The organism is Marinobacter salicampi, assembly GCF_011074795.1.
GTDB lineage: Bacteria > Pseudomonadota > Gammaproteobacteria > Pseudomonadales > Oleiphilaceae > Marinobacter > Marinobacter salicampi.
Map to the genome: position 1 here is coordinate 160644 of NZ_JAAMPF010000016.1, position 22747 is coordinate 183390.

The following is a 22747-nucleotide window of genomic DNA, read 5'->3' on the forward strand; positions in this document are numbered from 1 at the left end:
CTACCCAAGAAGTTTATTCCCACGCACATGGTCGATAGAGCAACAAGAGGATCTGAACAATCATGACCCACGCAAAAGACGTCTGCCAAACCCTCGAAGAACACCTTAAAAAACACCCTCCATTTGTATTCAATCATGCCCTTGGCATCGATATGGAGTTGGAGGTCAGCAACAAACTACATACGAGTTGGACTTCTATTCCAGGCACGAAACCGTGTGGCTCCCTATACCCAGACCCGTCCAGCACGATCAACCACTCAAAACGTGCTATCAGTCATTTTGCGAAAGCCAGGCAGAGCGTTGCGGTTGTCAGCAAAAATGCCCTCGACAGCAATACGGTTGAGCAATATCTGGCAGCGGCTGACCGAGAAGCCTCTAGAACGCATTCGTCATACGACGAAGCACTGATTTCCGCCGCTTCCATCATTAATTTTCTCGTGGATAGCACCCTTCCTTCCTCCGAAGCACCGATAGGTGTGATAGCAGCCAACATGTCAGAGCCGTATTTTGGCTACTTCGGTCACAAGCGCCAGGTCACATTTTGCGTTGAACTGAATCTTGTCCATATCAGGCAGGAGGTTCGTGGTAAGGGCTTGGGGCCGCTACTGGCTGGAACGGTGGGTTTTGACCTCGGCGAAGCTCTTTCGCCTTGGCTCCGACGTAATTGGGAATCCCTGGATGAACTGGTCATTGACATCAACTACGAGAGCCAGAGCAACGGCGGCTCTCAATGCGCTCAAGCGATCGCTGATGCAATCAGGTTCTTTGTTGATCCAGACATGCTCGCCCTGGACATCGAATTAGATTTAGATGACACCGGGATAACGGGTAAGAAAATCAAAGTTCCCAAAATCGAAATCTTTTGTCACAACGAGTATTGATAGGCTACGCACAACATCCTCACGGGTCAGATCAGTGAGGATGTTAGCGTTAGGTTCTTCTCTGGCTAAATGAACCGTAAAGGAATCCCTTCTCAGCTCCTCACCGTGCAGACCGCAGCTTTGTCAGTTCACGACATTCATAGTTTTGACAGGCAGCACTCATAGCAGGGACTGGGACCAGGATCATGACAGCGACCGCAAAGACTCCAGGTCCCGCCCTTTTCGACGGGGAGCGGCACTTGCGCTTTGAGATTCCGCGATAAGGTTTAAGTGAACGGGTCAAAAAAGCCCGCCCACCTTTGACTGGTAACAACGCCTCGGGAGTACAGTAGATGTCCAAGCAAATTCGCCCTTCAGAATTGGCAGAAATAGTAACCGGGCTGCTGGTGCGTCCGGACCTGCTTGGCGAGCTGGACGGCTCTTCACAAGTCCATGAGGAGTTCATTGAGGCCATCGGGCAAGTAGTCGCCGATTTCTGTGGCGGGAGCGTTCATTGTGTTCGCCCGGCTGATCTACCGTTGGACCACACCCCGGACTTTGTGGAGACGGCGTACCTGAGCATCCTGCCTAACTCGTCTCTGCCCTCTCTGGAAAACTGTGTCTGGGCCCCATACGACCCGGAAGGGTGGGAAGGCTATACCAATGCTGATTTCGACCTGGGTGACGGCACTGCGCAAAGCGCCGATGACATAAATCTGCTTCGCGAACGGCTGCAAGGACTGCTGACCGAGGCAGTCGGCGCTCAGCAAGCCCAAAGGGAACGTGAACAAGAGGCGGTGGCGGATGAGGCCATGAGCCCGACCGAAAAACACGCGATCGACACTTATGAGACGGCCTGCAAGTACCTAAGCGCACTCGCGGCAGCAAACCTCTTGTTCCACTTCGAGGATGACCCGGCTGACTGTCTGAGCGCCCACAACCTGACCAACGAGCAGATCGAGGCGATTTCCCACAACGTGGCTCAACTGTTCGCCATTGACTGGACGCAGGGCGGCTATGAGTGCCCGTTCGATTACATCACCGAGAATCACTGAACACCGGTAAGGCCTGACACGGGAATAGATATGCACACACAAACCGCAATAGATGCCCACGGCCAGATGGTCGAGATCGACAACCCGGTGATCCTCGTCAATAAGGTCGCCGGCCTTCCGGCTGGGCCTCGTTGATCGTGCGTGACATCGGGCTGGCGGGCAGAGAGCAGGACCGGGTGGAGCTGATCTGTGAGGACACTCGCAATGGCGCTCTTATCACTGTTCTCCCCTCCTATATCGAACTGACCTACTGCTAAACGGAAGCTGGTATGAGCCGCACAACCCAACGTGAACTGAAAGCCCTGCTCCGGCAGGCCCGTATTGCCCTTGGCGTCCATGCCAATCGGAAAGTCTGGCTAAAGCTGGGGCCACTCACTGACGCTCTGGCGCAACGGCTGGGGCCCAAGGCCTGCGCCGTGATGATCAGTCCATACCGGGACGGCTGCTGGCTGATCTACTGGATTGGTGAGGATTGCCGTGAGAACACGAGGCGCATTGAGGCGGATGATCTGGCATTATCTGCCGATCAGTTCGTAGGAAAATACCTTGGAGCCGCCGACAGTGACACCGCAGACCATGAGTTGAGCGCATGAGCCATGGCCTTGAACCACACTGAATCACGTCCGCCGAGTAAGCGTCACCAGCTCTGAACATGTCGACCAGCAGGGACAACCGGATCGCAACTATGAAAACAGAACTGACAGAAGCCGAAGAGCAGTGGATTGACGAATGGCTGACCCTGATCAACAAAATGCCCCAACCACTTATGCTGATGATCGATGCGGAGTCGGCAGACGGTTCTGTAGGTGTGTACCTGCCTCCCGGCGATGCGAATCGAAAGGCCGCTCACACCCGCTGGATAAACCGTATAAACGGGCATCTTGGCCAGTTTCCAGAGGGTGACGGCTGGCTGCTTTCAAACGTGGACGGCTGGCATTTCGGTAAAGGAAATCCCACGGTCGTCAGTTCACCCTCCTACGGCGTTAATGGCGCATGTTCCAGCCACTCCGACGATTACGAAGACCATTATTGCCAGAGCGTGATGATCCCCTATGGCCAGGTGCCACAGGGATATGAGTGGTTGAGCGATCTGGACTCCAATCTGGGTTCCCGAGACACCAAACTCATCATCAGCGGTACATAGTCGGAAATGGGAACGCTATTTAGGCCTTTCCCCGTTTACGGCTAGTCATGTTCTTGAATAGCAGCACTAGTAACCCGGTCCCTGTTCCCTGTCCCCTGTTCCCTGTTCCCTGTCTCCTGTCCCCTGTCCCCAGCTCCGCCAGACGCCCCGCAAAGAGGGCGAGTTGCATTTTCGGTTCCCGCGATAGTCTGGAAGTTGTCAGGGCCACCCGGCCCCAAAGAAGACGACTGACTCAACCAGGCGGGAGCTACCAACATGCCAAAGACCAAACAGAACGATCCGTTACTCACAAACGATGGCATCGCCATCGACCACCGGGGCCGGTACTTCTGTAACCACCCAACAAAGCCGAGCGAGAAGGAATGGCTGGTCGTCGAGAAACTGCCTGCTCCTGTGAACGGCCAGCACCCCGCCGACGGCCTGATCATCTGCCGAAACGAACGTATGGTGTGCCGTCATGTCACCCCGTCGACATTGTTTGCCAACCCGAAGGGCGTCGCAGGGGAACTGTGGGCAGAGCTTGGGAATGTCCCGGTAACCCAGGACGGCGAACTGGAAGAGGCGTTCCTGCACTTTCCCAAAGGCACGGACAGGGAAGACGTCTGGCAGTGGTTCGAGACCACGTTCGATATTTCAGTGGCAACGCTGTGGGCCGCTGCCTGATCCCCTGAAAGACAGGGTTGCGTTTTCAGAACCTGCGGTAGATTGGTTTATGAAAACGCCGCTAAACGCAGACGTTAAACCAAGACGATCAACGGGTGAGAATCCATGCCTAAAGTAACCATCATTAACCGCTCGACATTGACCAAAACCATACGCCCGGCTCTTGATGCCAAGCTGGCTGAACTCTCCGAGGAGCTCGGCATTCAGATTACCTCGGGCAGAGGCACCTACGGTGATACCACCGGCAGCTTCAAGGTAGAACTGGCCACCATTACTGAAGATGGTCAGGTTATGACACCCGAGCGCGAGGCGTTCCTTCGATTTCACGAACTGTACGACCTTCCTAAAGAAGCGCTGGATGCCGTGGTTGAGATTGGCGGACATAAAGTGAAAATCGCCGGCATCAAAACCAAGGCACACAAGAACAATGTCGTGCTCGACAGCACTGATGGTTCCGATCGCCAGATGGTGGCACCGGCCAGCACCGTTAAAGCCGTGTACAGGTTGCAGCACGTCCACTCTGAAAAGGCCGGATAACCCGGCCCTACCCAGCTCAAGGAGCATTTATGGCTCAGGTGATGCTGATTGAAATCGTCGGATTCAGTGAAGACATTGGGTGCTTCGTGAATGGCACAGAAATCCTGACTGCTGATCCCGATCTGGGGGAAAGCCGGTATCAGGTGATCAGTGTTGCACAACAACTGAGCGTGGCGCTGGACGTGGAGGTTCAGCGCGAACGCTATGCCCCAAAAGACGCTTGCTGGGAATGGGACGACGTAACAGCCGATCTGATCACACGCGGGCGCATGACCATCAAGGCCGCTAGAGCCGACGGGTAAGTGACAGTAGTATATAACGGAGATTGAGCGCATGAAAAATCAGGTAACACTGATTGAAATTACCGGACATGATGATGGGATGGCTCTGTTTGTGAACGGCTCCCAGACCATCACAGCGGATACCAGAGCCGGTTTTTCAATGGCACAGACGCGGCTGGCCGCACAAGCGCTGGCGGAATCGCTGCAAGTGACCTTGCAAACCCTTAGATTCCCCATCACGGAATACGGTCAGACGTGGTCCTGGGTTGAGATTCAGGCGAACCTGATCCACTCGAAGGCTATGGTGCCGCCCGCTTCCGGCCACTTCATGAAGGGCTTTTATCGTTGCGAGCGTTGCTACACCCAGTGGCATCGTGTTGATGATACAAACGAAGCCCAGACGTGTAATAACTGCGGAAAGGACGACGTTGAGCCCTTTTGCAGTGCCGATCCTGATACCTCCGGCGACGATCCGATGGTCATCAAAGCGCTGGCGGACCATGAGCGTCGGTATCCGTCCCCTCTGGAAACGGGCAGCTACGAGGTGTATGTCACCCGGTCTGCAGCGCAGCAGGCCTGTATCCAGATTCAGAACGCCGCTGGCCCGGCCACTGCGCAGTTAGCGGCTCTCGACCAGGCCCCTGATATCGATTTTCAGCGTGAATCGGTTTCCGACTATGAAGCGAACGGCTGGGTTGGCCAGGGTTTGCTGTCGAAGGGCCTCACGGTCTGGTGGGAAGACCCGGATGAAAGCGCCGGCTCCTGCGAGGCTGAGGTTGTGGATGTAGGCGACGATGAGATCTGCCTAGGCAGGCCCGGAACTGGCACATTTTGGGTGCCCGCCAGAGAAGTAAAACGTCTATAGCGCAAGGGGCCGACCGTGCAGGACCAGGTTCGGCCCACTGGTCCCTCCCCTCTTAATCCCCCCATTAATCTGTCGGTCCAGCCATGAGCGCGGCATCACGCCGCCGCAAGTGTCACAGCAGCCCCGGCCCTGTGGATCGCGGCAGTCATGAGCACCGTAATAGTCGGCCTCGGGCATGACAAAGGAATCCGCCAGCTCGATTCCAGGATGCTCTCTGCGAAATTGTTCGATCGCTACGTTCCGGGCGTTTTCCATGGGCCCCGGCAGATCGAAATAGTTGATAGATTCGTCATTCTGCGTCTGTATGGTTACAACAAACATGGGGGGCTCCTCTGGCGATGCTGATGCCTGAAAGCATGGTCTGGAGCACCTGGTGAATCAACACTGTACATTCAGCCAATGCGTCCAGTTTTTGGACGGTAACCGGCGACTCCTCTCAGATCCGCCAGCGCTTCGGAAAGGGGACACCCCCGGCATGTGTAAATGTACACACATTCTGCTAATATGATCGCATACACATATTGGGAATGAGTCGCTATGGCTAACCTCCGCGAAAAACAGCCAGCCGCTGCCGATGCAGAAGAGTTACGGGGCCACGTCGCCCTGAAAGGCTTCTTTAACATTTGCCGTGAGTGGGACTGCACCCAAGAAGAGATGATGCAAATGCTTGGCGGCGTCTCGAGAAGCACCCTGTACAAGTACCAGAAGCTGCCCTATATCAAGCTCTCACGGGATCTGCTTGAGCGAATCAGCTATGTGCTCGGTATCTACAAGTCTCTGCGGCTGATGTACCCCACGGCAGAGCGAGCTAATCGCCGGGTTCGTCTGCCTACAACAGAACTGCCGTTCACCGGCACCTCAGCGATGGATTACATGACTCGGGGTTCCATGCGGCACCTGATGCAGACCAGACGCTACTTTGACGCCAAGCGGGGCTGGGCATGACGCCAGCCCCGGATCTGGTGCTGCCGACCTGGAAAGGTCATCGGATCATTCCAAGCCATTACCCTCCGATCAACCTATACGAGCGGGTCTATGACTCTCCCGAGGAGCTGGAGATCGCGTTCGAGATCGAATCAATGACCAATGACCGGTTGCTTGATGAAACCGGCGATCTGCACCTGGTTGCCCCGGAGGATCGGCTTGTCGGCCCCGGTTCCAGCCCGGTAATGGCCGCGTTCACCCACCTGGGGTTCGGTAGTCGCTTCACCACTGGAGATTTCGGTGTGTATTACGCGGCGGATTCACTGGAGACGGCCATCGCTGAAACCGTTTTCCACAAAGAACGCGAGCTGGCGGCGGCAAATGAGGAATCCATTGAACTGACGATGCGCTGCTACGTCGGCGATATCGCGCTGCCCATGCTGGACATCCGGGGAAAGCCCTTCCAGCACCTACATGATCCGGACGACTATGCCGAGAGCCAGGCCTTTGCCATGTCGTGCCGAGCTAAAGGATCGGATGGGCTGCTCTACAACTCAGTACGCAGGCCTGGGTATGAGTGCATTGCCGCGTTCCGGCCCGTTGCGCTTGAAGCTCCAGTACAGGGAGATCATCTGCGGTATTTCTGGGATGGGGACAAAGGGCGCATCACCCACTGGGCCAAGATCTCCGATGCCCACGAAGTTCCGCCAAAACAGAACGGGAACCCCCGGATATGAGTATTGAAGACTTGTTCGACTAGAACCCTTCCATTCGAAGCGTCCGGCTAACCACCCCTCCGGGCGACTCCTAAGATCCGATCAGACCAACCCTGCCCTTGCATTTTTAAATCACGCGATAAGGTGCTCTTTGCATAGGGGGCATCGGCGCGTGCTTATTGCCCGTCTTGGCACAAAAAAACACATCCACTTGGCCATTCAGTAAGGGGGAACCCGGCAAACTAACGTGGGCGACTTCTATAGGCGTGCATTTGAGCTCCCACGAAGAAGACACCTCTCGGCAAACTGCCGTAATCACAAAACCAATGAAAGGAACGGTTATGCACCAACGCAACAAACTCGGAATTATGATTGCCACAGCCCTGCTGGTAACAGGCTGCGGAGGCGGGGGCGGTTCTGACTCCAGTAGTGGAGATGGATCTGGTTCCGGTACAGGCAGTGAGCCTACGGTCCAGGATGTTACGATCTCAGGACGTGCGGCAGATGGATACCTGGTTCAGGCTACCGTCTGTGCTGACCTTAACGCCAACGGCCAGTGTGATGCCGGAGAACCCACCACCACTTCCGGTGCTGGCGGCGCTTTCTCTCTGGACGTTCCCGAGAACCAGCTTGGTGTAGAAATTGTCGTTCAGGCAATCGCCAACCTCACCGTCGATGAAGACGACAATCAGCCGGTCCCGAAAGGCTTCACTTTGAGGAGCCCGATTAATCCGGAAGCGGATAAGCAGTTCGTCTCCCCGGTGACCACGATGGTTGCTGATGAAATGAAAAGGTCCGCCAGCACCACACTTGAGCAGGCCAAGAAAGCCGTCTCCGAGCGGCTGAAGACCTCGTTCGATCCTATCGCCGACTACGTTGCAGCCGCCAAGGACAGCTCCAATGTCTCAGCACAGCAGAACGCAGAGCGTCTGCACCGTATTGCGCAGGTCACAACACGGGTCATGGCTGAGATCGAGAACAACATAACCCAGAGTGACCTTGACCAGGCGGGCATCACCATGGCCGAGTTTCTGGCGATGGCGTCCCGTCAGGTAGAGCTGCTGGTATCTATTATCATCAATGACGTGGATGCCACGCTGGGCAATCCGAACTTTGACGCTGACGAAATTGTAAAGTCACCCGACTACGCCCTAACCCCGCCAATTGAAGATCGGCCACCCAGCAATCCCGAGCCAACTCCAGCCGGGGATGTGCTGAGCGACCGTCTGGCTACCGCGAAATCAGCTAGTCCGTTCTTCACGGATTCCCCAAGCGGGTCAGTGGCGCAGCCAGACGCTTCGGCCACGTACTACGAGATCACTGAGCATCCCTCGATGCCAGATCGGTACTACTATAAAGCTCATGAGAGAACGTTGGCCTCCGGAATAGATAATTCAGGCTCTCTGGCGGCGTGGGAAATGGCTTCAAAGGGCCCTGAAGGCAACGTGATCGCGGAAATTATTCCGCCAGACATGGCTAACCTAAAGATCTTTAACGGCTCAATGCATAGAGAGATGGGGGTACCCGAGAAGTATCTGAATGGTATCGACGTCAGTGCGGAGGCGGGCGAACTCTTCGGAATAGCGTTCGAGGGTAACATCGGTATTACCGCTTCATACCACGAAGTGGACCTGTCTGATCTGAACGTTGCTCAGACACTAGCGGCTATTTACCCGTCCGTGTCTATACAGAGCTTTGCAGAGGATGAGAAAACAGCGCTCTTCCCTGCTGGTTCTGCGGCCTACGCAGTGTATGAAACACTGGCTGACCCCCTGTTCATGACAAGCTGGCGAGGCTTGGACGTCGACGATACCTCTACAATGTGCAGCCCGAACGCCGATATCTCGGTCGTGCAAAGCTGTAACTTGGTCTATGGCAACCATGACGGGTTTAGTGACGCTATGCCTGCGACGACGTTCGATATGTTGACCTTCCCTGACGGTCAAGCTGCAGGTGCTTCAGGCATAGGCTTTGAAGACGGTGGTCAGCAATACTGGATGTATCTGTTTGGCGATAAAGCCGACGGAACAGGGCGCATTGAAGTGCATCACTTCGACGGCGGTAATGCTGTATTCAATGGCACCTGGGAAAAGGTGGACCAGCCATTCGAACACATCAAGCTGAACCTGCCTGATGGCATCTACTACCGGGCTTTCCTGGACACCATGGGTGGCAATGGCTATGCCTACCTGTTCGAGCACGAGGGATACCTGCGAGCTGGCCGAGCGGTTCTGGAAGGTACTGAGGTACCGGCCATCTTCCAGCGTGATCCAGGGACGCTCCTGCTGAATGCGACTGCGAAGAATGTCCTACTGGGACCGGACGGCATGAAGAGCAAGTTCGTAGAAAATCCTGGCTGGACCGAAGACTGATCAAGAAGTGAAGACAGAGCCCCGCCCTTGCGGGGCTTTTTCGTTCCAGTGAGCACACAAGAAAATGCCGCACTTGCAAAGCAAGGGCCTGGCCCTTGCGTTTCGCGCAAATGCGGTATTCTTGTCAATCAAAGAGACCAGCGGGAGAAGTACCATGCACACTATTTACACCGGCCAGCTCGTTGGCGCAGCGCGACGGATCGACACCGATGAGGTCCGTAAAGCGATCGCTGAGCTGGAGCGGGCCCAGGCAGCGCTGGCCGACCACATCGCCAGTGAACTTGGCATCCGACACGTCAGCACCAGCTTCGATATCGATGAGAAGGTTGGTTCACATTTTGCGCCAACTTATCGAGGCCAGCCCGCCCCGGATGAAATCCGCGGACTGGGCGTCGGCTCAGACTGGGTAGAAAACCACGAGGAAGTGCCCGGACCCGAACCGAAAACAGTCGTTGGGACGCTGTACATTGCGCCAGGCAACCGTTACAGCCGAATCTTCGCTATCCCCTACCCGATGAAACCTCGACAGTCCCCTGCGGATCTGCCGCCCAATCACATGAGAACCTGGGTGCAGGTGGGCACCATGAACGCTGACGGCAAGATCGTGGCCCTCAACCCCTCTGTTTCGTCCTACCGTAACGAACTGGAGGGTCAGGTAGCTGGCACCTTCATGGATGCCCAGTGGCTTGCGCCTGCGGAGGAAGCATGACCGTACCGGATGGGTACACCTGCCGTCCGGTCCCGGCGTCGGCCAAGGCACGGATAGAAGGTGTTTATGATCCACTCACCGGAGACAACCAGGTTGTCGTCACGCTCCAGCGGGGCTGGAGTTATTCAGCCGTCGAGCATGAGCCCGTGGCGGTGTTCTTCGGTTTCGATGTGGCATTGCAGAGCACTGACGATATCTACAAGTGCGAGTGCGTCGCATGTGGGGGCATAGGCCGAAACGTGGTGAATCGCTAACCCCGGAGCCGGCATGCAGATCACCTGGGAGCAGCTGAACCTCCTATTTGTGACGGGTAAAACTGGTTTTCGCATCAGAAAGATGCACAATTATGCACGCAACTCAGCCGCTGATGGGCTCTACACATTCGCAACAAAAGCCGGCGTCTAACGCCCCCAATAAGAACTAAGGAGCAGTATCCAATGAATTCCCAGTTCAAGGTCACTGAGATAGCCCCGGAAAATGAAAGAGCTTTTTACCTGAGTACGATCGTCGGCGAGGTTATCGATATACAGTCCACCTCCAGCACCAGTCTCTCTTCTTCGGGGGGCTATGCAGATGCCAGAAACGGGATCTATGTCCCTCCAACAGTTTCGAGTTCAACAACCCAGATCGAAACCATCTTTGTGCGTTCAGAAGCCGGCGAGGAAATTGATTTCCAGCTTTACGACAAGCCGCTAGCCCTTCGAACGGGCAACCGTGTTTCCCTTGTTATCATGAAGGAAGACCTGAAAGATCAGACCTTGGACGGTAAACCGGAAGGTCGATGTATTGTTGGCCTGGTGAATCACGATACGAGCAAATACGCTACCGTGGGGAGCAATGACAAGGTCCTCACGCCATTCTCGCTGCAACTGGCGAAGCATCGCGACTTTATTTTTATGTATTTTGGTGGCATCGCTGCTTGCTCGCTACTGTTCTACTCATTTCCTGACGATCAGAAGTGGAAGGAGTTTATGGCTTGGGCGGGAGGAATCTTTGCGTTCATGGCCGGATGGATACCCTCTATTTTATTCGTTTCGCGACACCACCGGTCGGCGGCAAAGCGGTTTGGCGAGTTCAGAGCGACTTTTATTGACGATGTTGTTAAGAAAGGGCTTCCACCGCAGGGTGAAGGCTCAGCCTACGCTGCGTAAGCTGAGTGTTCCAGAGGTCAGTAAGTGCAGTCGTTGCGGGGGCGCGGGTCTTTGCCCCCCGTTTACACTGTCGATGACTGGGTCAAACGCAAGGCAGCTATTAACCAAACTCAGTAATACGGTGGTGCCCCGCCTCGGGGCACTACTGGATAAGATCAAGGAGGACTCCAGGTATGACACCAGAACACGGATCAGGCTGGCCGCCCGGTACCATTATCCGGATGTACGATGAAGAGCTCAGGATTCGTGTAAACCGTGGCGATCAAGGGGTGGTAGAAGATCTTAACGGCGACCATGTATCGTCGGCTTTCTACTGGGTGTTTCATGGGGACAAGGCAGAGCTAGTGGCCCTGCCGGAGAGTAAGACAACACTCGAAAAATAAACGCAACTCCTACTCATCGGATTAAGCCAGCTACTATAAGCCGCTATTTTTTAAGAATTTCGTCTGCCATTTTATTTGCCAACTCTTCTTCTACGCTTCCGGTTTGAAGTTTAAGAATAGGCAGTCTTTGAAAGAGAAGTCCATCGAAAATCGTAATTCTACGGTCGACATGATCTATCCGATTCTGCGTATGACGGAGGTCATGGCCTACCCGGTTGTGCTCATCGAGAACGTCCGGGGTTTCGCTAACCATGAAGCTGGCGTGATCCTCCGCTCCATGCTGCGCCGGATGGGGTACGAAACTCACGAGATGACCCTCAACGCAAGGGACTACGGGGGTATCCAGAACAGAACTCGGTACTACCTTCTGGCTACGATTTTTCCGGGCTTTGAGCCACCAGTGCCAGAAGATCGCAACACCTCTTCAATCTGGCCAATCGTTGAGAAGCATCTTGCGAATTGCCGTGACATAACAGAGACCGGCTACATACAGGCCCGCGCCACCAGCAAGCGAGCGGTACCCTGCATAACGAAGGACAGCGCCTTCACCCCCACTTTCATGAAAAGCCAGAGTAGAGGGATCAAGGACGCCGTTTACATAGAGCACGAAGGCCGCATCCTGGCTCCTTCAGAAGGTTTGATCAAAGAGCTGATGGGTGTCCCGTCCGAGTTTGACGTGAGCTGGATGGCCCAGGAGCAAGCCGTCGAGACCCTGGGCCAGAGCATCGATTTCTCACTCCACGATAAAGTCATTCAGGCCGTCCGCCAGCACATAGAGAACAACCTTGGTAAAGGGCCGGTTCTTCGCCATCAGCACCAAGCCCGGCTGATTTAACCAGGCAGAGCCAAAAGTCGGGAAGCGCCCCGGTTACCAGCTTGCATTTTCATAAGCCGGGTTAGTCTGTTCACAAGTCGGGCAAACACCGACAGAACATGCCGCTAAATGCAGACGTTATAGGATGAGCGCAAATGACAGACATTATGATCCCCGTAATTAACTCCCAACAGGCCTATCCCACACCCCTGACAGACAGGTGGGGCGACTATATATGCCGGAGTGTCCTGGCCGATCACTGGGACGTTAATGAGGATTCTCCAGCTCACCAGGCCTACGAGCTGCTGAGAGGTCGATACGACTGCGGGGAGCACGATGATCAGGGTAACTCACTGTATGCCGAGTTCACGCCCGGCGACCCACGCGCTTTCCAGTATGAAGAGGCCGGTTTCGTCGCCTTCTGGTACAACCAAATCGGGATCTTCACGGAAGTTGAGCTGGCGGCGGAATTTAACGATCTCGACTGCTCAGATTTTGAGTCCGGAGTTGATGTAGGGGATGAAATTACCCGCGCACAGTTTGATGCGCTCGTTGCCAAATACAGTCCGACAATGCTGGAACTCGCAGCTGCGTACCCTCAAACCCAGTTCTTCATCGCACACGGTGACAACGTCACATATCGTGGCCGCGTTACCTTGAATGCCTTCACGCCGCTTCTTAACGGACGGCTACCAAACGGTATCTACCTGGCTCCTCAGCCACTGGCACTGATGATCTCCCCCTACTTCCGCAAAGGCCCGGATGCGGGAGAGGTCAATATGACCACCTGCCCGGCCATTCAGGGGATTACGGACAAGCTGATTGCGCTGGCATAGCCACACGACGGTAGTAATTCACCGAGCCAATAAACGACCGATAAGGATAAAATCTATGCCAAATGATCAGCAGAATACCGTTCCTGCGAGCAGCGGCAACCGCTTCATCGTGGGAGACGTCGAGTTTGAGGCCGTTCGGTTCCAGTCTCCAATCCCACACTGGCGACCAAAGATCATCGAAACTGGCGAGATCCTGGAAGCAGGCGTGTTTAACAGCGATAGCCGCCCGAAGCTGAAGGAGAGCATCGACTACTTCTACCAGAGGATCTGCAAGGGTCACGACAACCATGAGCTTCGTCGCAATCTGAAAATCCCGACCACGCCCGTCGCGTAATGAATCACACAGGATTGAGCCAATGAAACAGAGCGAACTGCCAGAGCCTTTGCAAAAAAAGATTGCGGCCGTAGCCAACGCCAAGGGTTTTAAGCTCCGCAAGGTCTCGGTTGAGGAAGCCGGAGATATACGCGACCTGCGGGCCTGGAAAGAGGGTTATTTCATCACCGATGATAATGCGCAAATTGTCTTGCAAACTCGCCTGTGCGGCCAGAACGTCATCTTTCGCATTTAAACCTGATCCGGATGACCCTGACAGGGCCAAACCTTCACGGTGACCCACGCTGGAGCCTTATGGCTCCGGCGCTTTGAGTTACCTTTTGCTGCTTAATTTCACTCGACGATCACTAAAACAACGATCACCCTCTGCTCTGCCCTACCCTTGGCCGTTACATTAAACGTACTGCATTAGTTGAGGAATCCAGATGTTTTGTCGTAGCCGGGCCGCCATGCGCCTAACAACCCGCTTTGTATTGCTCATAATTCTCGGGTTCACCCTGTCCTCAGCTGCAAGCGCTGAAATCACCTCGTTCCGGTTTGCCAAGGAGCTGCTGAGGTCGTATGTGTATTTCGATCGGACTGAGGGCGACAAGGGTACGTTCTATTGTGGCTGCAATTGGCGCTGGCAGGGAGCGTCTGGTGGAGTTCCGGATCTTTCGAGCTGCAACTACACGACCAGGGCACAGGAACACCGGTCGTCCCGAACGGAATGGGAACACGTTGTACCTGCCTGGGTGGTCGGTCACCAGAGGCAGTGCTGGCAAAAAGGGGGACGGTCCAATTGTCGGGCATCCGACCCGGTTTTCGGGCGAATGGAGGCAGACCCCCACAACCTGGTCCCCACGATCGGAGAAACGAATGCCGATCGCTCAAACTACGGCTTCGGCATGATTGATGGTGAGCCCCGCGTCTATGGCCAATGCGATTTCGAGGTAGATTTTAAGGCTCGCGTTGCAGAGCCCCGCCCTGAGGTCAGAGGTCAGATAGCTCGCATCTACTTCTACATGCACGACCGGTATGGTCTCCGTATGAGCCGGCAGGACCAGCAGCTTTACCTGGCGTGGGACCGCCAGCATCCAGTCTCTGCCTGGGAACTTGAGAGGGACCGACGGATTGCGAGAATCGCCGGTAATCACAACCCCTTTGTGACAGGCGAACAAAGCTGGTCTCTCGGGCACCGCCCGAGTGCGTCCGGCCTAAACAGCGCTCCCGGTCAAAAGGCTCAGCAACAACGGCAGCATCCGAACAATGAGGTGGCGATACGCGGCAACAAAAACAGCAAGGTTTATCACTTGCCGTCCGGGTGCCCAAGCTACGGGCGCATCAGCGCCCACAACATCGTCCCATTCGGATCGGAGGAAGCTGCAGTACAGGCTGGGTTCCGTAAGGCCGGCAACTGCCGGTGACCCTGCGCTTTCTGAAGGGTAGCGGACGCCCTGATATCTGACTCCCCCACCCGAGCCCTGCTCGGGTTTTTTATGCCTGATCCACACCCCTGGACCAGCCCAACGCCCATGCTCCAGTCCCTCTACCTGCCCCTGAACAGCCATTAATTGTCTGAATTTTATAAATACCTGTGAGACCTCCCCCAATGCCCGTCTGCAGACGCGGAATTGGGTTGGAGTCTTGGAAGCATAAATAAGTTTGGACGCACGTTTTGCAAAGGCTGCAAAGCGGCAGTGTCCTAGTAATTAAACCCAAAAACATAAGGACAAAAACAATGAAAACCCAGTTATTTATAAAAAAAGCTCCAACCATTCTTAAGACAATTGCACGAGGTCTGTCTGTAACGAGCAAAATGCTTAGCTACTTTGATATTTCCGGTACCGCCTTGCTGGTTATCGCGTCTGTGGCGTTAAGCCTTCACATCATCGCCTGGGGGTTACAAACCGCAGACAGTCGTGGGTGGACTAGCTGAATCTCGGGGCGCAAGCCCCCGGAGCCCTTGCGTTTGTGAAAGCTGAGAGACAATCAGTGCACATCGATAAGGAAACGCACAGCATGAATTCTCGATTAGCCAACTGGATCGCCAGCCACCCCAAAGCGTTGATGGATTACAAGATTCAGGGCAAACTTCCGCGTATGCTCCGGCCTGAAAGTCCGTTGATCTCGCTGCTTGAATCGATCCACCCCCGCGACCGCCAGCGCATCCGTGGTATTCGTCTCTCTCCGGAACTGGGATATCAGACCGGTCAGCAATTCCATAACGCTGAGCAGCTATACCGGTGGCTGAAGCCGCAAGCCGAAATGATCGAAGGTGAACCCTTCCCAGCGGAGGCCTTCCGAATCAAGCGATTCTCTAAGCGCCTGACGTTGGCCGATCTCAAAGACAACTGCGCCAAATGGCTCGACTGAACTTAAGAGGCATTCCCTGATGACATTGGATGATCTTGCAAGACATACCCAGCTGCTGCAGGAAAGTGTTCAGGCCGAGCTCTTCTGGCCATTCAACGAACTCTCTCTCATGCCTGCGACTATAGTTGTGGGCCCGATCACATTGCTGGCCATGTTCGGAGTAATTCTTCTGCTTGGGTTTGTGCTTTCGATACGAGCTAAGCGCCCTGCCGCCCAATCAGGGACTTATTTTGCTATCAGTATGGTCCTGCTCGCTACTGCCGGCATGAGCGGTATAAAGCTGTTGTCAGCGCCCTCTGAAAACTGGCAAGCCGGAACTGGGGCCCCAAGCTATGAGGCTATCCGGACGTTTTTCAATACCACCACCACAGGCAAGCTGGCGGATTACTCGCCTGATCCATCGTTGTTTGAGGTTGCGCTACTCCTCAAGGCAAGCAAGGGGGAAATCAACAAGGCCACAGACAACGAGATTACACGCAGCCTTTTGGCGAACTCCGAAAGCTCCGAAGCCGAGCAGCCGTGACGACACGAATCGCACTCGTCCAGTTTAAAGGACGACCAGCACCCTTGATCGGGATGCGTTGCAGGGTGAAGGCTATACCGAGCTATATAAACGTGAATACGGGCCTTAGGCTGGCAGGCAAATAGTCTGAATCTCAGGAGGCGGCTTGGCTAAGCACAAGGTTTGGCGATCACAAGAAGATGAGGTATTGGCCCGGCTATACCCGGACCCTGGCTTTAAGATTGTGGAGATCGCGAAGCTGCTCAAGGTGAGCCGGCACCAGGTGACCAATCGTGCTGCAAAACTGGGTATCACGCGGGAGCCGGTCGAAGCCTGGCCGGCGGAGGATCTGGAGTTTATACGAAGACACGCAGCTGAAAAGGGCTATCAATACTGCGCCGACGCTCTCGGTAAGAGCAAACTGGCAGTTCGCAATAAATGCCTCAAACTAGGCCTGCCAAAACCCGCCCCGAGCATTAAGCGTTGGCCCGACCAGGACAATGAGTTACTGCTAAGCTGGCGGGCCCAGAATATCCCGTACCGGACCATAGCCAAGAAGCTCGGTCGCACAACGCAGGCGACGCGGGCTCAGCATCAAGTGCTTCGGAAGCGCCTCACAGGTCGTAAATACCCTCGCCTGACACACGCCCCCAAGGTCTGACCCCGTCCGAACGTTCCATTAAAGGAATCAGTCCGCCGAAAGCATCTCCGAATCGAGAGATACGGTTCCACGCTTGAATGTACTGACGTGGGCAACACGCAAGGGAACGGTGAGCTGAGGCTGCGTTAGATAACGGCTGACCATATCAGGCACCTGGCCATCAGAGTTGAGCCACTGATCGACAAATTTCTGATCGGCGGGTACAAAGCAGGGGAAGGCCTTATCGTGGTACTCATCAAAGCGGGGATGGCTGTCCCTCGTTATCACCGCACAACTGATACAGCCATTGTCGAAGGGACGGTAAAGAGCACCTAGAAGAAATGGCTGCTCCCCTTCCATCAGGTACTGGGTTTTCTTGCCATTTACCCATTTGGACTCACCCAGACCGGTGGCTACGACCAGGGCCCGGTGGTGACGTAAAGCTCCCTTCCAATATGGTGAATTCAGATTACGGGCGTTGAATGTCGTGCGACGACCCAGGCGGAGCGTGCCACCCTCCTGTTGCGCATCGAACCACCAGGTCGCGTCGACTGTAGTCGGTCCCTCCGGCCCCGGCACGATCAAATGGTGGATTTTTCGTTCAGGATTGCCACCGAACGCCGGGTAATAGTGTTCAATATCGCCCTCGCCGGCAAACCGGCTCGCCAGACGCCCCAAGCCAATCTGATCCAGCAAGTCTGCTACGGCGGGACTGTCGGTCACTCTGCGAATATAGCCACACACGGGCCTGCCCCTCCGCTGAAAGTTCGTTCTGAATAGTGTAGCGCGTGTGAAGTGCCCCCACCTATATTCCCATGAAGGCCCTAACTTCGGGGACAGACGCATATATCCCTCTTCAAACTCTGGTATATAGGAATTTGGGGCAGTGGAATTAAGCGCTACTCTGATGGCACGTAGGACCACCGTGCCGGATGAAAGCTCTCATTGTCGTTGAGATCGGTCTGCCTGATGGGTCTTACCCGGTTGGTTGGCCTCGCTAACTGTCTATGCTGCCATGTTTTCCATGACAAGTATGAGGGCGAGGATTGTGAAACCTTCCTCAGTATCCATCCCGTCGCCTCTTTTAAAAGTCCTCCGACAAATGAGAGGTCTATACTGACCGCCTTAGATAGAAAAGTGCGCAACTATGGCTAATCCCAGTTTCAAACGTTTTAAAAGGTCGGCGAACTCCGTCTCTCCGGCATGGTTCTTTGCGGCCATAACGTTTGTCGCTGTGGCTTTCGTATTCAAGGGGCTCTTCGCCGTTCTGGCACTCCTGGTCGTATACCGGTTAATAAAGGCCCCCTCAGAGGTGTTCCCCATGCTGATGCTCTTAGGCTTTGGGGCCCTTCTCAGCCGATGGATGCCCACTGTCGGGACGGTTGTTGTACTCATCGCTTTGTTCGGGGTCTTTTTTTCTGGTTCCAAGACAGGTACCGAAGCGGGTTAAGCACTAGCCGGAGCGCCGATGCCTCTATCTCTGCTCTGGCCATGCGTGATTGCCCCACCGGGCAGCTTCCAAGGGTGATTGGGCACCAGGATGTGGTGGTGATCTGGATGTTATTTGGCTATGGGTTGCGGCTTAACGAGGTGGCTCACCTTGGCTGTTAATAGGCGCTTATTTTTCTAAGCAAGGTATTGGTACACTGCTTTTTTTTGCTACTCCAGTTTGGCCCATATCCCATTTAGAAGAAGGACGTTGTATGTTCGTGTGGGATCAGAATAAAGTTGGTAACAAGATAATAGAGTTGGTAACCGAAAAATTGCTTTATGCGATCTATTAAAAGGTCTTTGCCTTGCGCATGAGCCCGATCGTCCTTAAAGTATGACCTGTTAACAGGTCTTTGGAGGGCGTTGTGACCAATCAAATTTATTCTGAAGTGACCGCGAGCATTTCAGAGCTCAAAAAAAATCCGATGGCGGCCGTGGATTCAGGAGAGGGGTTTCCGATCGTTGTTCTGAACCGCAACAAACCGGCGTTCTACTGCGTTCCGGCTGAAATCTACGAAGCCATGCTTGACCGACTAGACGACCAAGAGATGGTGGCAATCGTGAAAGAGAGACTTGTAGAGCCAAGTATTCGAGTCGATCTGAATGAGCTTTAAGTATTCGCTTGCATTCAAACCATCAGCTCTCAAGGAATGGAAGAAGCTCGCTCCGGCAATTCGAGATCAGTTTAAGAAGAAGTTAGCGAAACGCCTCGATGAACCTCACGTCCCAGCTGACGCCCTGTCGGGGCTGCAAGGTTGCTACAAAATCAAATTAAAGAGTGTTGGATATCGTTTAGTCTACCAGGTTGAGGACGGTGATATTTTAGTGACCGTCGTAGCCGTGGGGCGGCGGGAACGCGGCGATGTGTACAGCAAGGCGAAAGATCGAACGTGAGCATAAGTTACCAACTTTATTAGTAAGAACCGGAAGAGTCTTCGGTAGTCCAATAGCGGTTTGTGCCAAAGTTACCAACTCTATTTTTCAGGCTCTTGTTCACAAGGCTATTTCATGCTGTCTATAGGTCTGATCTGTTACCAACTTTATTCTCCTCACACAGTTCGAGAAGATCCTTATGGCCTGGGACGCTGCAACCGATCTCTACAATGAACAAACCTCATTCCCTGCGGAGTTCCGGGTCGAGCACCTGGGCGCGACGTTTGTTGTGAAGGCGGAGGCGGAGACGGCGACAATGGCGCTTGTAACCATGCTACCGCCCAAGAAGTAACGCGGATTTTGGAAGCCCGAAGATAAGCACCACATAATAAGGAACATAACCATGGGGAAGCGGGTTCCTGAGCCAGCAATGAAGTTGTCAGTACCGCCGTACGAGATCTCCGATCATACAGCGGCGATTAAAGCCCGGCGTCTGATGGCAAAACTGACAGACTACGCAACCGCCGATAACTGGGGCCGAAAAAACGTCGCTATGGGGCTGAACAATGAGTCCTCACCAACGCGACGATGGAAAACCATACTCAACATGCCCAAGCTCAGAAACGACCTTTTAGGTGGGTGGTTCGACCGGCACGGACGGCCAATGCCCAAGCCAGACCCAAAAACGACCGCAAAAGTTATGGTCTGGATGCTGGCCTCCACAAAGAAGCGCATTGGGTACATGGACGGGGATAATGTGTTTGGCGTGGTAGAAGGCGAGGATAGTGTTTTATTTCTCGCGGGCTTTATCTTTAGCCGAAACGAAATCCGCCGTCCGGATGAAATGGGCCGCCAAGTTGGCACTGCTGTTGTCATGCTCCAAGTAACGTTTCATGCCATACAACGCATGATCCAACGCGGCTACGCGCTAACGGAAGACGGGGAGCTCGGGTATATCGATCTTCTGAACTGCCTGGCTTACGTGTACTCAAATGCCAAGGCCAGCTACGAGGCTGACAAATCACTGCCGGCCACCTACCGCGTGGAACACGAGGGGGCAGTCTTTATTGTACAAGCGAAAATGGGGAGGAATAACGAAGAGGACATGACGTTGGTGACGATGCTACCTCCGAAGAAATAGATCCCCCGATGCTAAGGGAAAGTGTCAAGGCCGAAACCCCCCGATGCTAAGGGAAAGTGTCAAGGCCGAAACCCTATAGCCGTTCACGGAACTCACGCTCAGACCCGCGCTTACGGCCACGTTCGGAGTTATTCTGCTGCCGGGATTTGTGCTGTCGATACGTGATATACGTCCTGCCGCCCTACTACTCTTACTCAGCGGCCGTCAGGTGCGCGGCGAAAAGACAATCTCAAACGTAGACTGAGCGAGTTCGGCATCATAGATTGTAGGACTAAACGGTCCTCGCGTGACTTTCTCAATGATTCGTTCCTTGTCGTCCGCTGCAGTGTTCACACCAAAGTAGATCCCCGTCAACGACTCAGAGGTTAGATGCAGAGACTGCCCATCATTTGGGATCTTGAAGTCGTTACTGGGCGTAAACAACGTGCGGTATTCGCCCTCATATTCCCACTCAGGAGATTTGATTAAAGCGGGACGCAAGTTTCTTGCATCCTCGTCCGGTGGAAAGGGGGCAACTGGATAGTCCTTGGTGTAGCGAACCTTGTGTGCGAAGCCTATGGGTAAAGTACGGGCGTCGAATTCCAGGCAGTAGCCACGATGCGAGTCACCATAATGAGACCACATCAGCAGATTGCTCACGGATGAGGCAAAGCTGCATAAGCGAAGTTCGCCGAAGCTCTCTATACCAGTCGCAGCAAGCAATTGGGTCGTCAGGGTCCGGTTAACCATACAGGCCCCCGCCAATCTTTTCGCTTCCCTGAGTGATTGCCCTCCATGCTTGCGTGCAATCTTAGCTATATGAAGGCGCAATCGGCGTACCTCCTTCTGTCCCGTGGGCCACCGGAAATGCGGCCTACACTCGAACGGGTCGTTAAGCTGTGCAGGTTTTGAATGGAACAGTTTCCCTCGTAGAAGGACGTCATCGATATGGTGCTCATTCCCCCAGTCAATGGCTCGCATCCGGTACAGGCGTTCAACCCCCTCTTCGTCTGGACGAGGGTGATCGCGTTCAAAGTCCTCAAGAGAATACGATCGAGCCATAGGTGAATTATTCTCGCCTTAAAGAAAGGTATCCGAAGCGTGCTTTTACGGGGTGAAATGCAGGAAAGGGAAGGCACTTTCCTACGATTTTGACTGTAACCGGTTAAACGTCAAATACCCAAATATACAAGCCCATCCTGCGCTTGTTTGGTAACTGGCCGCTCGGATAGAGCTTAAATAGCCATGCTCTTTGACAAATGCCTCATAGTAACGTCAAGCCCGCCTCAACTGTATTGATTGGTCCATACTCTGGTCCGTTATTTTTTCTTCTCAACCTCTGAACCTGACTTGAACTTCGGTATGCTGGCCTAAGGCCGTGCCACCTGGCACAGGCTTGGTTGGTTTTGTTTTCCTGGGCCACTTTCCAGATCTCCCGAGCTACTGGTTCGGGCTTTTTAGTTACAGCCTTCAAAAATACCGCTGCCTTTCCCTCAAGCGCCCGGCTTTACTAAGATATGGTCAAGATCCAGTAACGACGCGAACAGCATTATGCGAACAGTCACCTCCATAAACGCCAGAGCAGCAGCGGCTCTCACGGCAAGACCATATAGTGCCATGATATGGATTACTGATGCCCCCGACTGGGGCCGCCAGGCATTCCTCAGTCCCGGTTTGATCGGTTGATACGAATCTGAGAGTTTCTGGCCGAGTGCGATAATCTGGGTATCCAAAACCTTTATGTCCATTGCACTGCCGGTCGCTCACGCTCTGCAGCGGTCGCCCTGTGGGCCAGCCAACACCATGGATACACACTCAATGGCGATCCCAAAGAGGCAAATGACGTGGCACTGGCGCTTCTGAACGACCCACACAAGTTTGACAGTCTACTCATCGAAGCCGATCGCGAATCGCTGCGTCAGCACGAAACAAACTCATTCGGCGCGTGGTGGAAGAATCTGGTGCAATCTTTCTAACGACGGAGGGGTTGCGTTATGAAAGCCCATGTCATACTTAATGTAATTCCGGGGTTTCTGCAGCGATTTTGTCTCCCGCCCTCGCCGAATACCTGGAATTAACACTGGCGGTTGTCCGCTTGCGCACTTGCCTCACCTTCGGGTGG

31 protein-coding genes are annotated in these 22747 nt (G+C 54.2%); 28 read left to right on the forward strand and 3 right to left on the reverse strand.

Annotation, left to right across the window (positions count from 1 at the left end):
* Positions 1-62: 62 nt before the first annotated feature.
* From G7W63_RS08825 to G7W63_RS08860, 8 genes are all read left to right on the forward strand, one after another.
* On the forward strand, positions 63-881 hold the full coding sequence (locus G7W63_RS08825; protein ID WP_166256332.1) for a hypothetical protein: 819 nt from the start codon (positions 63-65) through the stop codon (positions 879-881).
* Between the two features lie 332 nt (positions 882-1213).
* The gene (locus tag G7W63_RS08830) at positions 1214-1915 is read left to right on the forward strand and encodes a hypothetical protein (protein ID WP_166256333.1); all 702 of its coding nucleotides are present in this window, start codon (positions 1214-1216) and stop codon (positions 1913-1915) included.
* Positions 1916-2184: 269 nt separating this feature from the next.
* Positions 2185-2508: a hypothetical protein gene (locus G7W63_RS08835; RefSeq protein WP_166256334.1), complete on the forward strand. Its 324-nt coding sequence runs from the start codon at positions 2185-2187 to the stop codon at positions 2506-2508.
* Positions 2509-2600: 92 nt separating this feature from the next.
* Positions 2601-3059: a hypothetical protein gene (locus G7W63_RS08840; protein WP_166256335.1), complete on the forward strand. Its 459-nt coding sequence runs from the start codon at positions 2601-2603 to the stop codon at positions 3057-3059.
* Between the two features lie 255 nt (positions 3060-3314).
* Positions 3315-3722: a hypothetical protein gene (locus tag G7W63_RS19825; RefSeq protein WP_207308927.1), complete on the forward strand. Its 408-nt coding sequence runs from the start codon at positions 3315-3317 to the stop codon at positions 3720-3722.
* Positions 3723-3827: 105 nt separating this feature from the next.
* Positions 3828-4259 carry a hypothetical protein gene (locus tag G7W63_RS08850; RefSeq protein ID WP_166256336.1) on the forward strand — a complete coding sequence of 144 codons (432 nt, stop codon included), beginning with the start codon at positions 3828-3830 and terminating at the stop codon, positions 4257-4259.
* Positions 4260-4288: 29 nt separating this feature from the next.
* Positions 4289-4561 (forward strand): hypothetical protein, encoded by a 273-nt coding sequence (locus G7W63_RS08855; RefSeq protein WP_166256337.1) that lies wholly within the window; start codon positions 4289-4291, stop codon positions 4559-4561.
* A gap of 31 nt (positions 4562-4592) precedes the next feature.
* Positions 4593-5405, forward strand: a complete 813-nt coding sequence (locus tag G7W63_RS08860) for a hypothetical protein (protein ID WP_166256338.1) — start codon at positions 4593-4595, stop codon at positions 5403-5405.
* Here G7W63_RS08860 and G7W63_RS08865 read toward each other — a convergent pair.
* Complete coding sequence (locus G7W63_RS08865; protein WP_166256339.1) at positions 5400-5726, reverse strand: hypothetical protein; 327 nt, start codon at positions 5724-5726, stop codon at positions 5400-5402. The genes G7W63_RS08860 and G7W63_RS08865 overlap by 6 nt on opposite strands.
* Before the next feature lie 216 nt (positions 5727-5942).
* On the opposite strand from G7W63_RS08865, the gene G7W63_RS08870 reads away from it, so the two are divergent.
* The 16 genes from G7W63_RS08870 (at position 5943) to G7W63_RS08945 (ending at position 17162) form a co-directional block, all read left to right on the forward strand.
* Positions 5943-6350, forward strand: coding sequence for an antitoxin Xre-like helix-turn-helix domain-containing protein (locus G7W63_RS08870; RefSeq protein ID WP_166256340.1), 408 nt, complete (start codon positions 5943-5945; stop codon positions 6348-6350).
* Positions 6347-7066, forward strand: a complete 720-nt coding sequence (locus G7W63_RS08875) for an RES family NAD+ phosphorylase (protein ID WP_166256341.1) — start codon at positions 6347-6349, stop codon at positions 7064-7066. The genes G7W63_RS08870 and G7W63_RS08875 overlap by 4 nt, the downstream gene beginning before the upstream one ends.
* A 320-nt stretch (positions 7067-7386) precedes the next feature.
* The gene (locus tag G7W63_RS08880) at positions 7387-9417 is read left to right on the forward strand and encodes a hypothetical protein (protein WP_166256342.1); all 2031 of its coding nucleotides are present in this window, start codon (positions 7387-7389) and stop codon (positions 9415-9417) included.
* A 154-nt stretch (positions 9418-9571) separates the two neighbouring features.
* Positions 9572-10126, forward strand: coding sequence for a hypothetical protein (locus G7W63_RS08885; RefSeq protein WP_166256344.1), 555 nt, complete (start codon positions 9572-9574; stop codon positions 10124-10126).
* Positions 10123-10380: a hypothetical protein gene (locus G7W63_RS08890; RefSeq protein WP_166256346.1), complete on the forward strand. Its 258-nt coding sequence runs from the start codon at positions 10123-10125 to the stop codon at positions 10378-10380. Before G7W63_RS08885 ends, G7W63_RS08890 begins: the two co-directional genes overlap by 4 nt.
* A gap of 183 nt (positions 10381-10563) precedes the next feature.
* Positions 10564-11277 (forward strand): hypothetical protein, encoded by a 714-nt coding sequence (locus G7W63_RS08895; RefSeq protein WP_166256348.1) that lies wholly within the window; start codon positions 10564-10566, stop codon positions 11275-11277.
* Positions 11278-11450: 173 nt separating this feature from the next.
* Complete coding sequence (locus G7W63_RS08900; protein ID WP_166256350.1) at positions 11451-11660, forward strand: hypothetical protein; 210 nt, start codon at positions 11451-11453, stop codon at positions 11658-11660.
* A gap of 127 nt (positions 11661-11787) precedes the next feature.
* Complete coding sequence (locus G7W63_RS08905) at positions 11788-12495, forward strand: DNA cytosine methyltransferase (RefSeq protein ID WP_166256352.1); 708 nt, start codon at positions 11788-11790, stop codon at positions 12493-12495.
* A 134-nt stretch (positions 12496-12629) separates the two neighbouring features.
* On the forward strand, positions 12630-13310 hold the full coding sequence (locus G7W63_RS08910; RefSeq protein ID WP_166256354.1) for a type 1 periplasmic-binding domain-containing protein: 681 nt from the start codon (positions 12630-12632) through the stop codon (positions 13308-13310).
* 55 nt (positions 13311-13365) lie between these two features.
* The gene (locus G7W63_RS08915) at positions 13366-13644 is read left to right on the forward strand and encodes a hypothetical protein (protein WP_166256356.1); all 279 of its coding nucleotides are present in this window, start codon (positions 13366-13368) and stop codon (positions 13642-13644) included.
* A gap of 22 nt (positions 13645-13666) precedes the next feature.
* On the forward strand, positions 13667-13879 hold the full coding sequence (locus G7W63_RS08920; RefSeq protein WP_166256358.1) for a hypothetical protein: 213 nt from the start codon (positions 13667-13669) through the stop codon (positions 13877-13879).
* 190 nt (positions 13880-14069) lie between these two features.
* Positions 14070-15050: an endonuclease gene (locus tag G7W63_RS08925; protein WP_242634362.1), complete on the forward strand. Its 981-nt coding sequence runs from the start codon at positions 14070-14072 to the stop codon at positions 15048-15050.
* 314 nt (positions 15051-15364) lie between these two features.
* A complete protein-coding gene (locus G7W63_RS08930) occupies positions 15365-15562 on the forward strand; it encodes a hypothetical protein (protein WP_166256360.1) in 198 nt (65 codons plus the stop codon).
* An 83-nt stretch (positions 15563-15645) separates the two neighbouring features.
* On the forward strand, positions 15646-15999 hold the full coding sequence (locus tag G7W63_RS08935; protein ID WP_166256362.1) for a hypothetical protein: 354 nt from the start codon (positions 15646-15648) through the stop codon (positions 15997-15999).
* A 19-nt stretch (positions 16000-16018) separates the two neighbouring features.
* Positions 16019-16522 carry a hypothetical protein gene (locus G7W63_RS08940; RefSeq protein ID WP_166256364.1) on the forward strand — a complete coding sequence of 168 codons (504 nt, stop codon included), beginning with the start codon at positions 16019-16021 and terminating at the stop codon, positions 16520-16522.
* Positions 16523-16667: 145 nt separating this feature from the next.
* Positions 16668-17162 (forward strand): hypothetical protein, encoded by a 495-nt coding sequence (locus G7W63_RS08945; protein WP_166256366.1) that lies wholly within the window; start codon positions 16668-16670, stop codon positions 17160-17162.
* A 27-nt stretch (positions 17163-17189) separates the two neighbouring features.
* Here G7W63_RS08945 and G7W63_RS08950 read toward each other — a convergent pair whose 3' ends face one another.
* Complete coding sequence (locus tag G7W63_RS08950; protein ID WP_166256369.1) at positions 17190-17885, reverse strand: SOS response-associated peptidase family protein; 696 nt, start codon at positions 17883-17885, stop codon at positions 17190-17192.
* Between the two features lie 1112 nt (positions 17886-18997).
* Between G7W63_RS08950 and G7W63_RS08955 the strand changes: the two genes are divergently transcribed.
* From G7W63_RS08955 to G7W63_RS08970, 4 genes are all read left to right on the forward strand, one after another.
* The gene (locus G7W63_RS08955; RefSeq protein WP_053112999.1) at positions 18998-19246 is read left to right on the forward strand and encodes a type II toxin-antitoxin system Phd/YefM family antitoxin; all 249 of its coding nucleotides are present in this window, start codon (positions 18998-19000) and stop codon (positions 19244-19246) included.
* Entirely contained in the window at positions 19236-19526 is a 291-nt protein-coding gene (locus G7W63_RS08960) for a type II toxin-antitoxin system RelE family toxin (protein WP_166256372.1), read from the forward strand. The genes G7W63_RS08955 and G7W63_RS08960 overlap by 11 nt, the downstream gene beginning before the upstream one ends.
* Positions 19527-19704: 178 nt before the next feature.
* A complete protein-coding gene (locus G7W63_RS08965) occupies positions 19705-19857 on the forward strand; it encodes a hypothetical protein (protein WP_166256375.1) in 153 nt (50 codons plus the stop codon).
* Positions 19858-19908: 51 nt separating this feature from the next.
* Positions 19909-20646: a hypothetical protein gene (locus tag G7W63_RS08970; RefSeq protein ID WP_166256378.1), complete on the forward strand. Its 738-nt coding sequence runs from the start codon at positions 19909-19911 to the stop codon at positions 20644-20646.
* Between the two features lie 204 nt (positions 20647-20850).
* On the opposite strand, the gene G7W63_RS08975 is transcribed toward G7W63_RS08970, so the two are convergent.
* On the reverse strand, positions 20851-21375 hold the full coding sequence (locus tag G7W63_RS08975) for a DUF2971 domain-containing protein (protein WP_166256381.1): 525 nt from the start codon (positions 21373-21375) through the stop codon (positions 20851-20853).
* Between the last annotated feature and the right edge of the window lie 1372 nt (positions 21376-22747).

Coding starts and splice junctions, on each gene's coding strand:
- G7W63_RS08940 (WP_166256364.1), top strand. CDS start 16,019: ATGACATTGGATGATCTTGCAAGACATACCCAGCTGCTGCAGGAAAGT.
- G7W63_RS08875 (WP_166256341.1), top strand. CDS start 6,347: ATGACGCCAGCCCCGGATCTGGTGCTGCCGACCTGGAAAGGTCATCGG.
- G7W63_RS08930 (WP_166256360.1), top strand. CDS start 15,365: ATGAAAACCCAGTTATTTATAAAAAAAGCTCCAACCATTCTTAAGACA.
- G7W63_RS08880 (WP_166256342.1), top strand. CDS start 7,387: ATGCACCAACGCAACAAACTCGGAATTATGATTGCCACAGCCCTGCTG.
- G7W63_RS08830 (WP_166256333.1), top strand. CDS start 1,214: ATGTCCAAGCAAATTCGCCCTTCAGAATTGGCAGAAATAGTAACCGGG.
- G7W63_RS08850 (WP_166256336.1), top strand. CDS start 3,828: ATGCCTAAAGTAACCATCATTAACCGCTCGACATTGACCAAAACCATA.
- G7W63_RS08840 (WP_166256335.1), top strand. CDS start 2,601: ATGAAAACAGAACTGACAGAAGCCGAAGAGCAGTGGATTGACGAATGG.
- G7W63_RS08935 (WP_166256362.1), top strand. CDS start 15,646: ATGAATTCTCGATTAGCCAACTGGATCGCCAGCCACCCCAAAGCGTTG.
- G7W63_RS08860 (WP_166256338.1), top strand. CDS start 4,593: ATGAAAAATCAGGTAACACTGATTGAAATTACCGGACATGATGATGGG.
- G7W63_RS08890 (WP_166256346.1), top strand. CDS start 10,123: ATGACCGTACCGGATGGGTACACCTGCCGTCCGGTCCCGGCGTCGGCC.
- G7W63_RS08910 (WP_166256354.1), top strand. CDS start 12,630: ATGACAGACATTATGATCCCCGTAATTAACTCCCAACAGGCCTATCCC.
- G7W63_RS08920 (WP_166256358.1), top strand. CDS start 13,667: ATGAAACAGAGCGAACTGCCAGAGCCTTTGCAAAAAAAGATTGCGGCC.
- G7W63_RS08855 (WP_166256337.1), top strand. CDS start 4,289: ATGGCTCAGGTGATGCTGATTGAAATCGTCGGATTCAGTGAAGACATT.
- G7W63_RS08895 (WP_166256348.1), top strand. CDS start 10,564: ATGAATTCCCAGTTCAAGGTCACTGAGATAGCCCCGGAAAATGAAAGA.
- G7W63_RS08825 (WP_166256332.1), top strand. CDS start 63: ATGACCCACGCAAAAGACGTCTGCCAAACCCTCGAAGAACACCTTAAA.
- G7W63_RS19825 (WP_207308927.1), top strand. CDS start 3,315: ATGCCAAAGACCAAACAGAACGATCCGTTACTCACAAACGATGGCATC.
- G7W63_RS08970 (WP_166256378.1), top strand. CDS start 19,909: ATGGGGAAGCGGGTTCCTGAGCCAGCAATGAAGTTGTCAGTACCGCCG.
- G7W63_RS08835 (WP_166256334.1), top strand. CDS start 2,185: ATGAGCCGCACAACCCAACGTGAACTGAAAGCCCTGCTCCGGCAGGCC.
- G7W63_RS08900 (WP_166256350.1), top strand. CDS start 11,451: ATGACACCAGAACACGGATCAGGCTGGCCGCCCGGTACCATTATCCGG.
- G7W63_RS08960 (WP_166256372.1), top strand. CDS start 19,236: ATGAGCTTTAAGTATTCGCTTGCATTCAAACCATCAGCTCTCAAGGAA.
- G7W63_RS08885 (WP_166256344.1), top strand. CDS start 9,572: ATGCACACTATTTACACCGGCCAGCTCGTTGGCGCAGCGCGACGGATC.
- G7W63_RS08975 (WP_166256381.1), bottom strand. CDS start 21,375: ATGGTTAACCGGACCCTGACGACCCAATTGCTTGCTGCGACTGGTATA.
- G7W63_RS08925 (WP_242634362.1), top strand. CDS start 14,070: ATGTTTTGTCGTAGCCGGGCCGCCATGCGCCTAACAACCCGCTTTGTA.
- G7W63_RS08915 (WP_166256356.1), top strand. CDS start 13,366: ATGCCAAATGATCAGCAGAATACCGTTCCTGCGAGCAGCGGCAACCGC.
- G7W63_RS08865 (WP_166256339.1), bottom strand. CDS start 5,726: ATGTTTGTTGTAACCATACAGACGCAGAATGACGAATCTATCAACTAT.
- G7W63_RS08965 (WP_166256375.1), top strand. CDS start 19,705: ATGGCCTGGGACGCTGCAACCGATCTCTACAATGAACAAACCTCATTC.
- G7W63_RS08870 (WP_166256340.1), top strand. CDS start 5,943: ATGGCTAACCTCCGCGAAAAACAGCCAGCCGCTGCCGATGCAGAAGAG.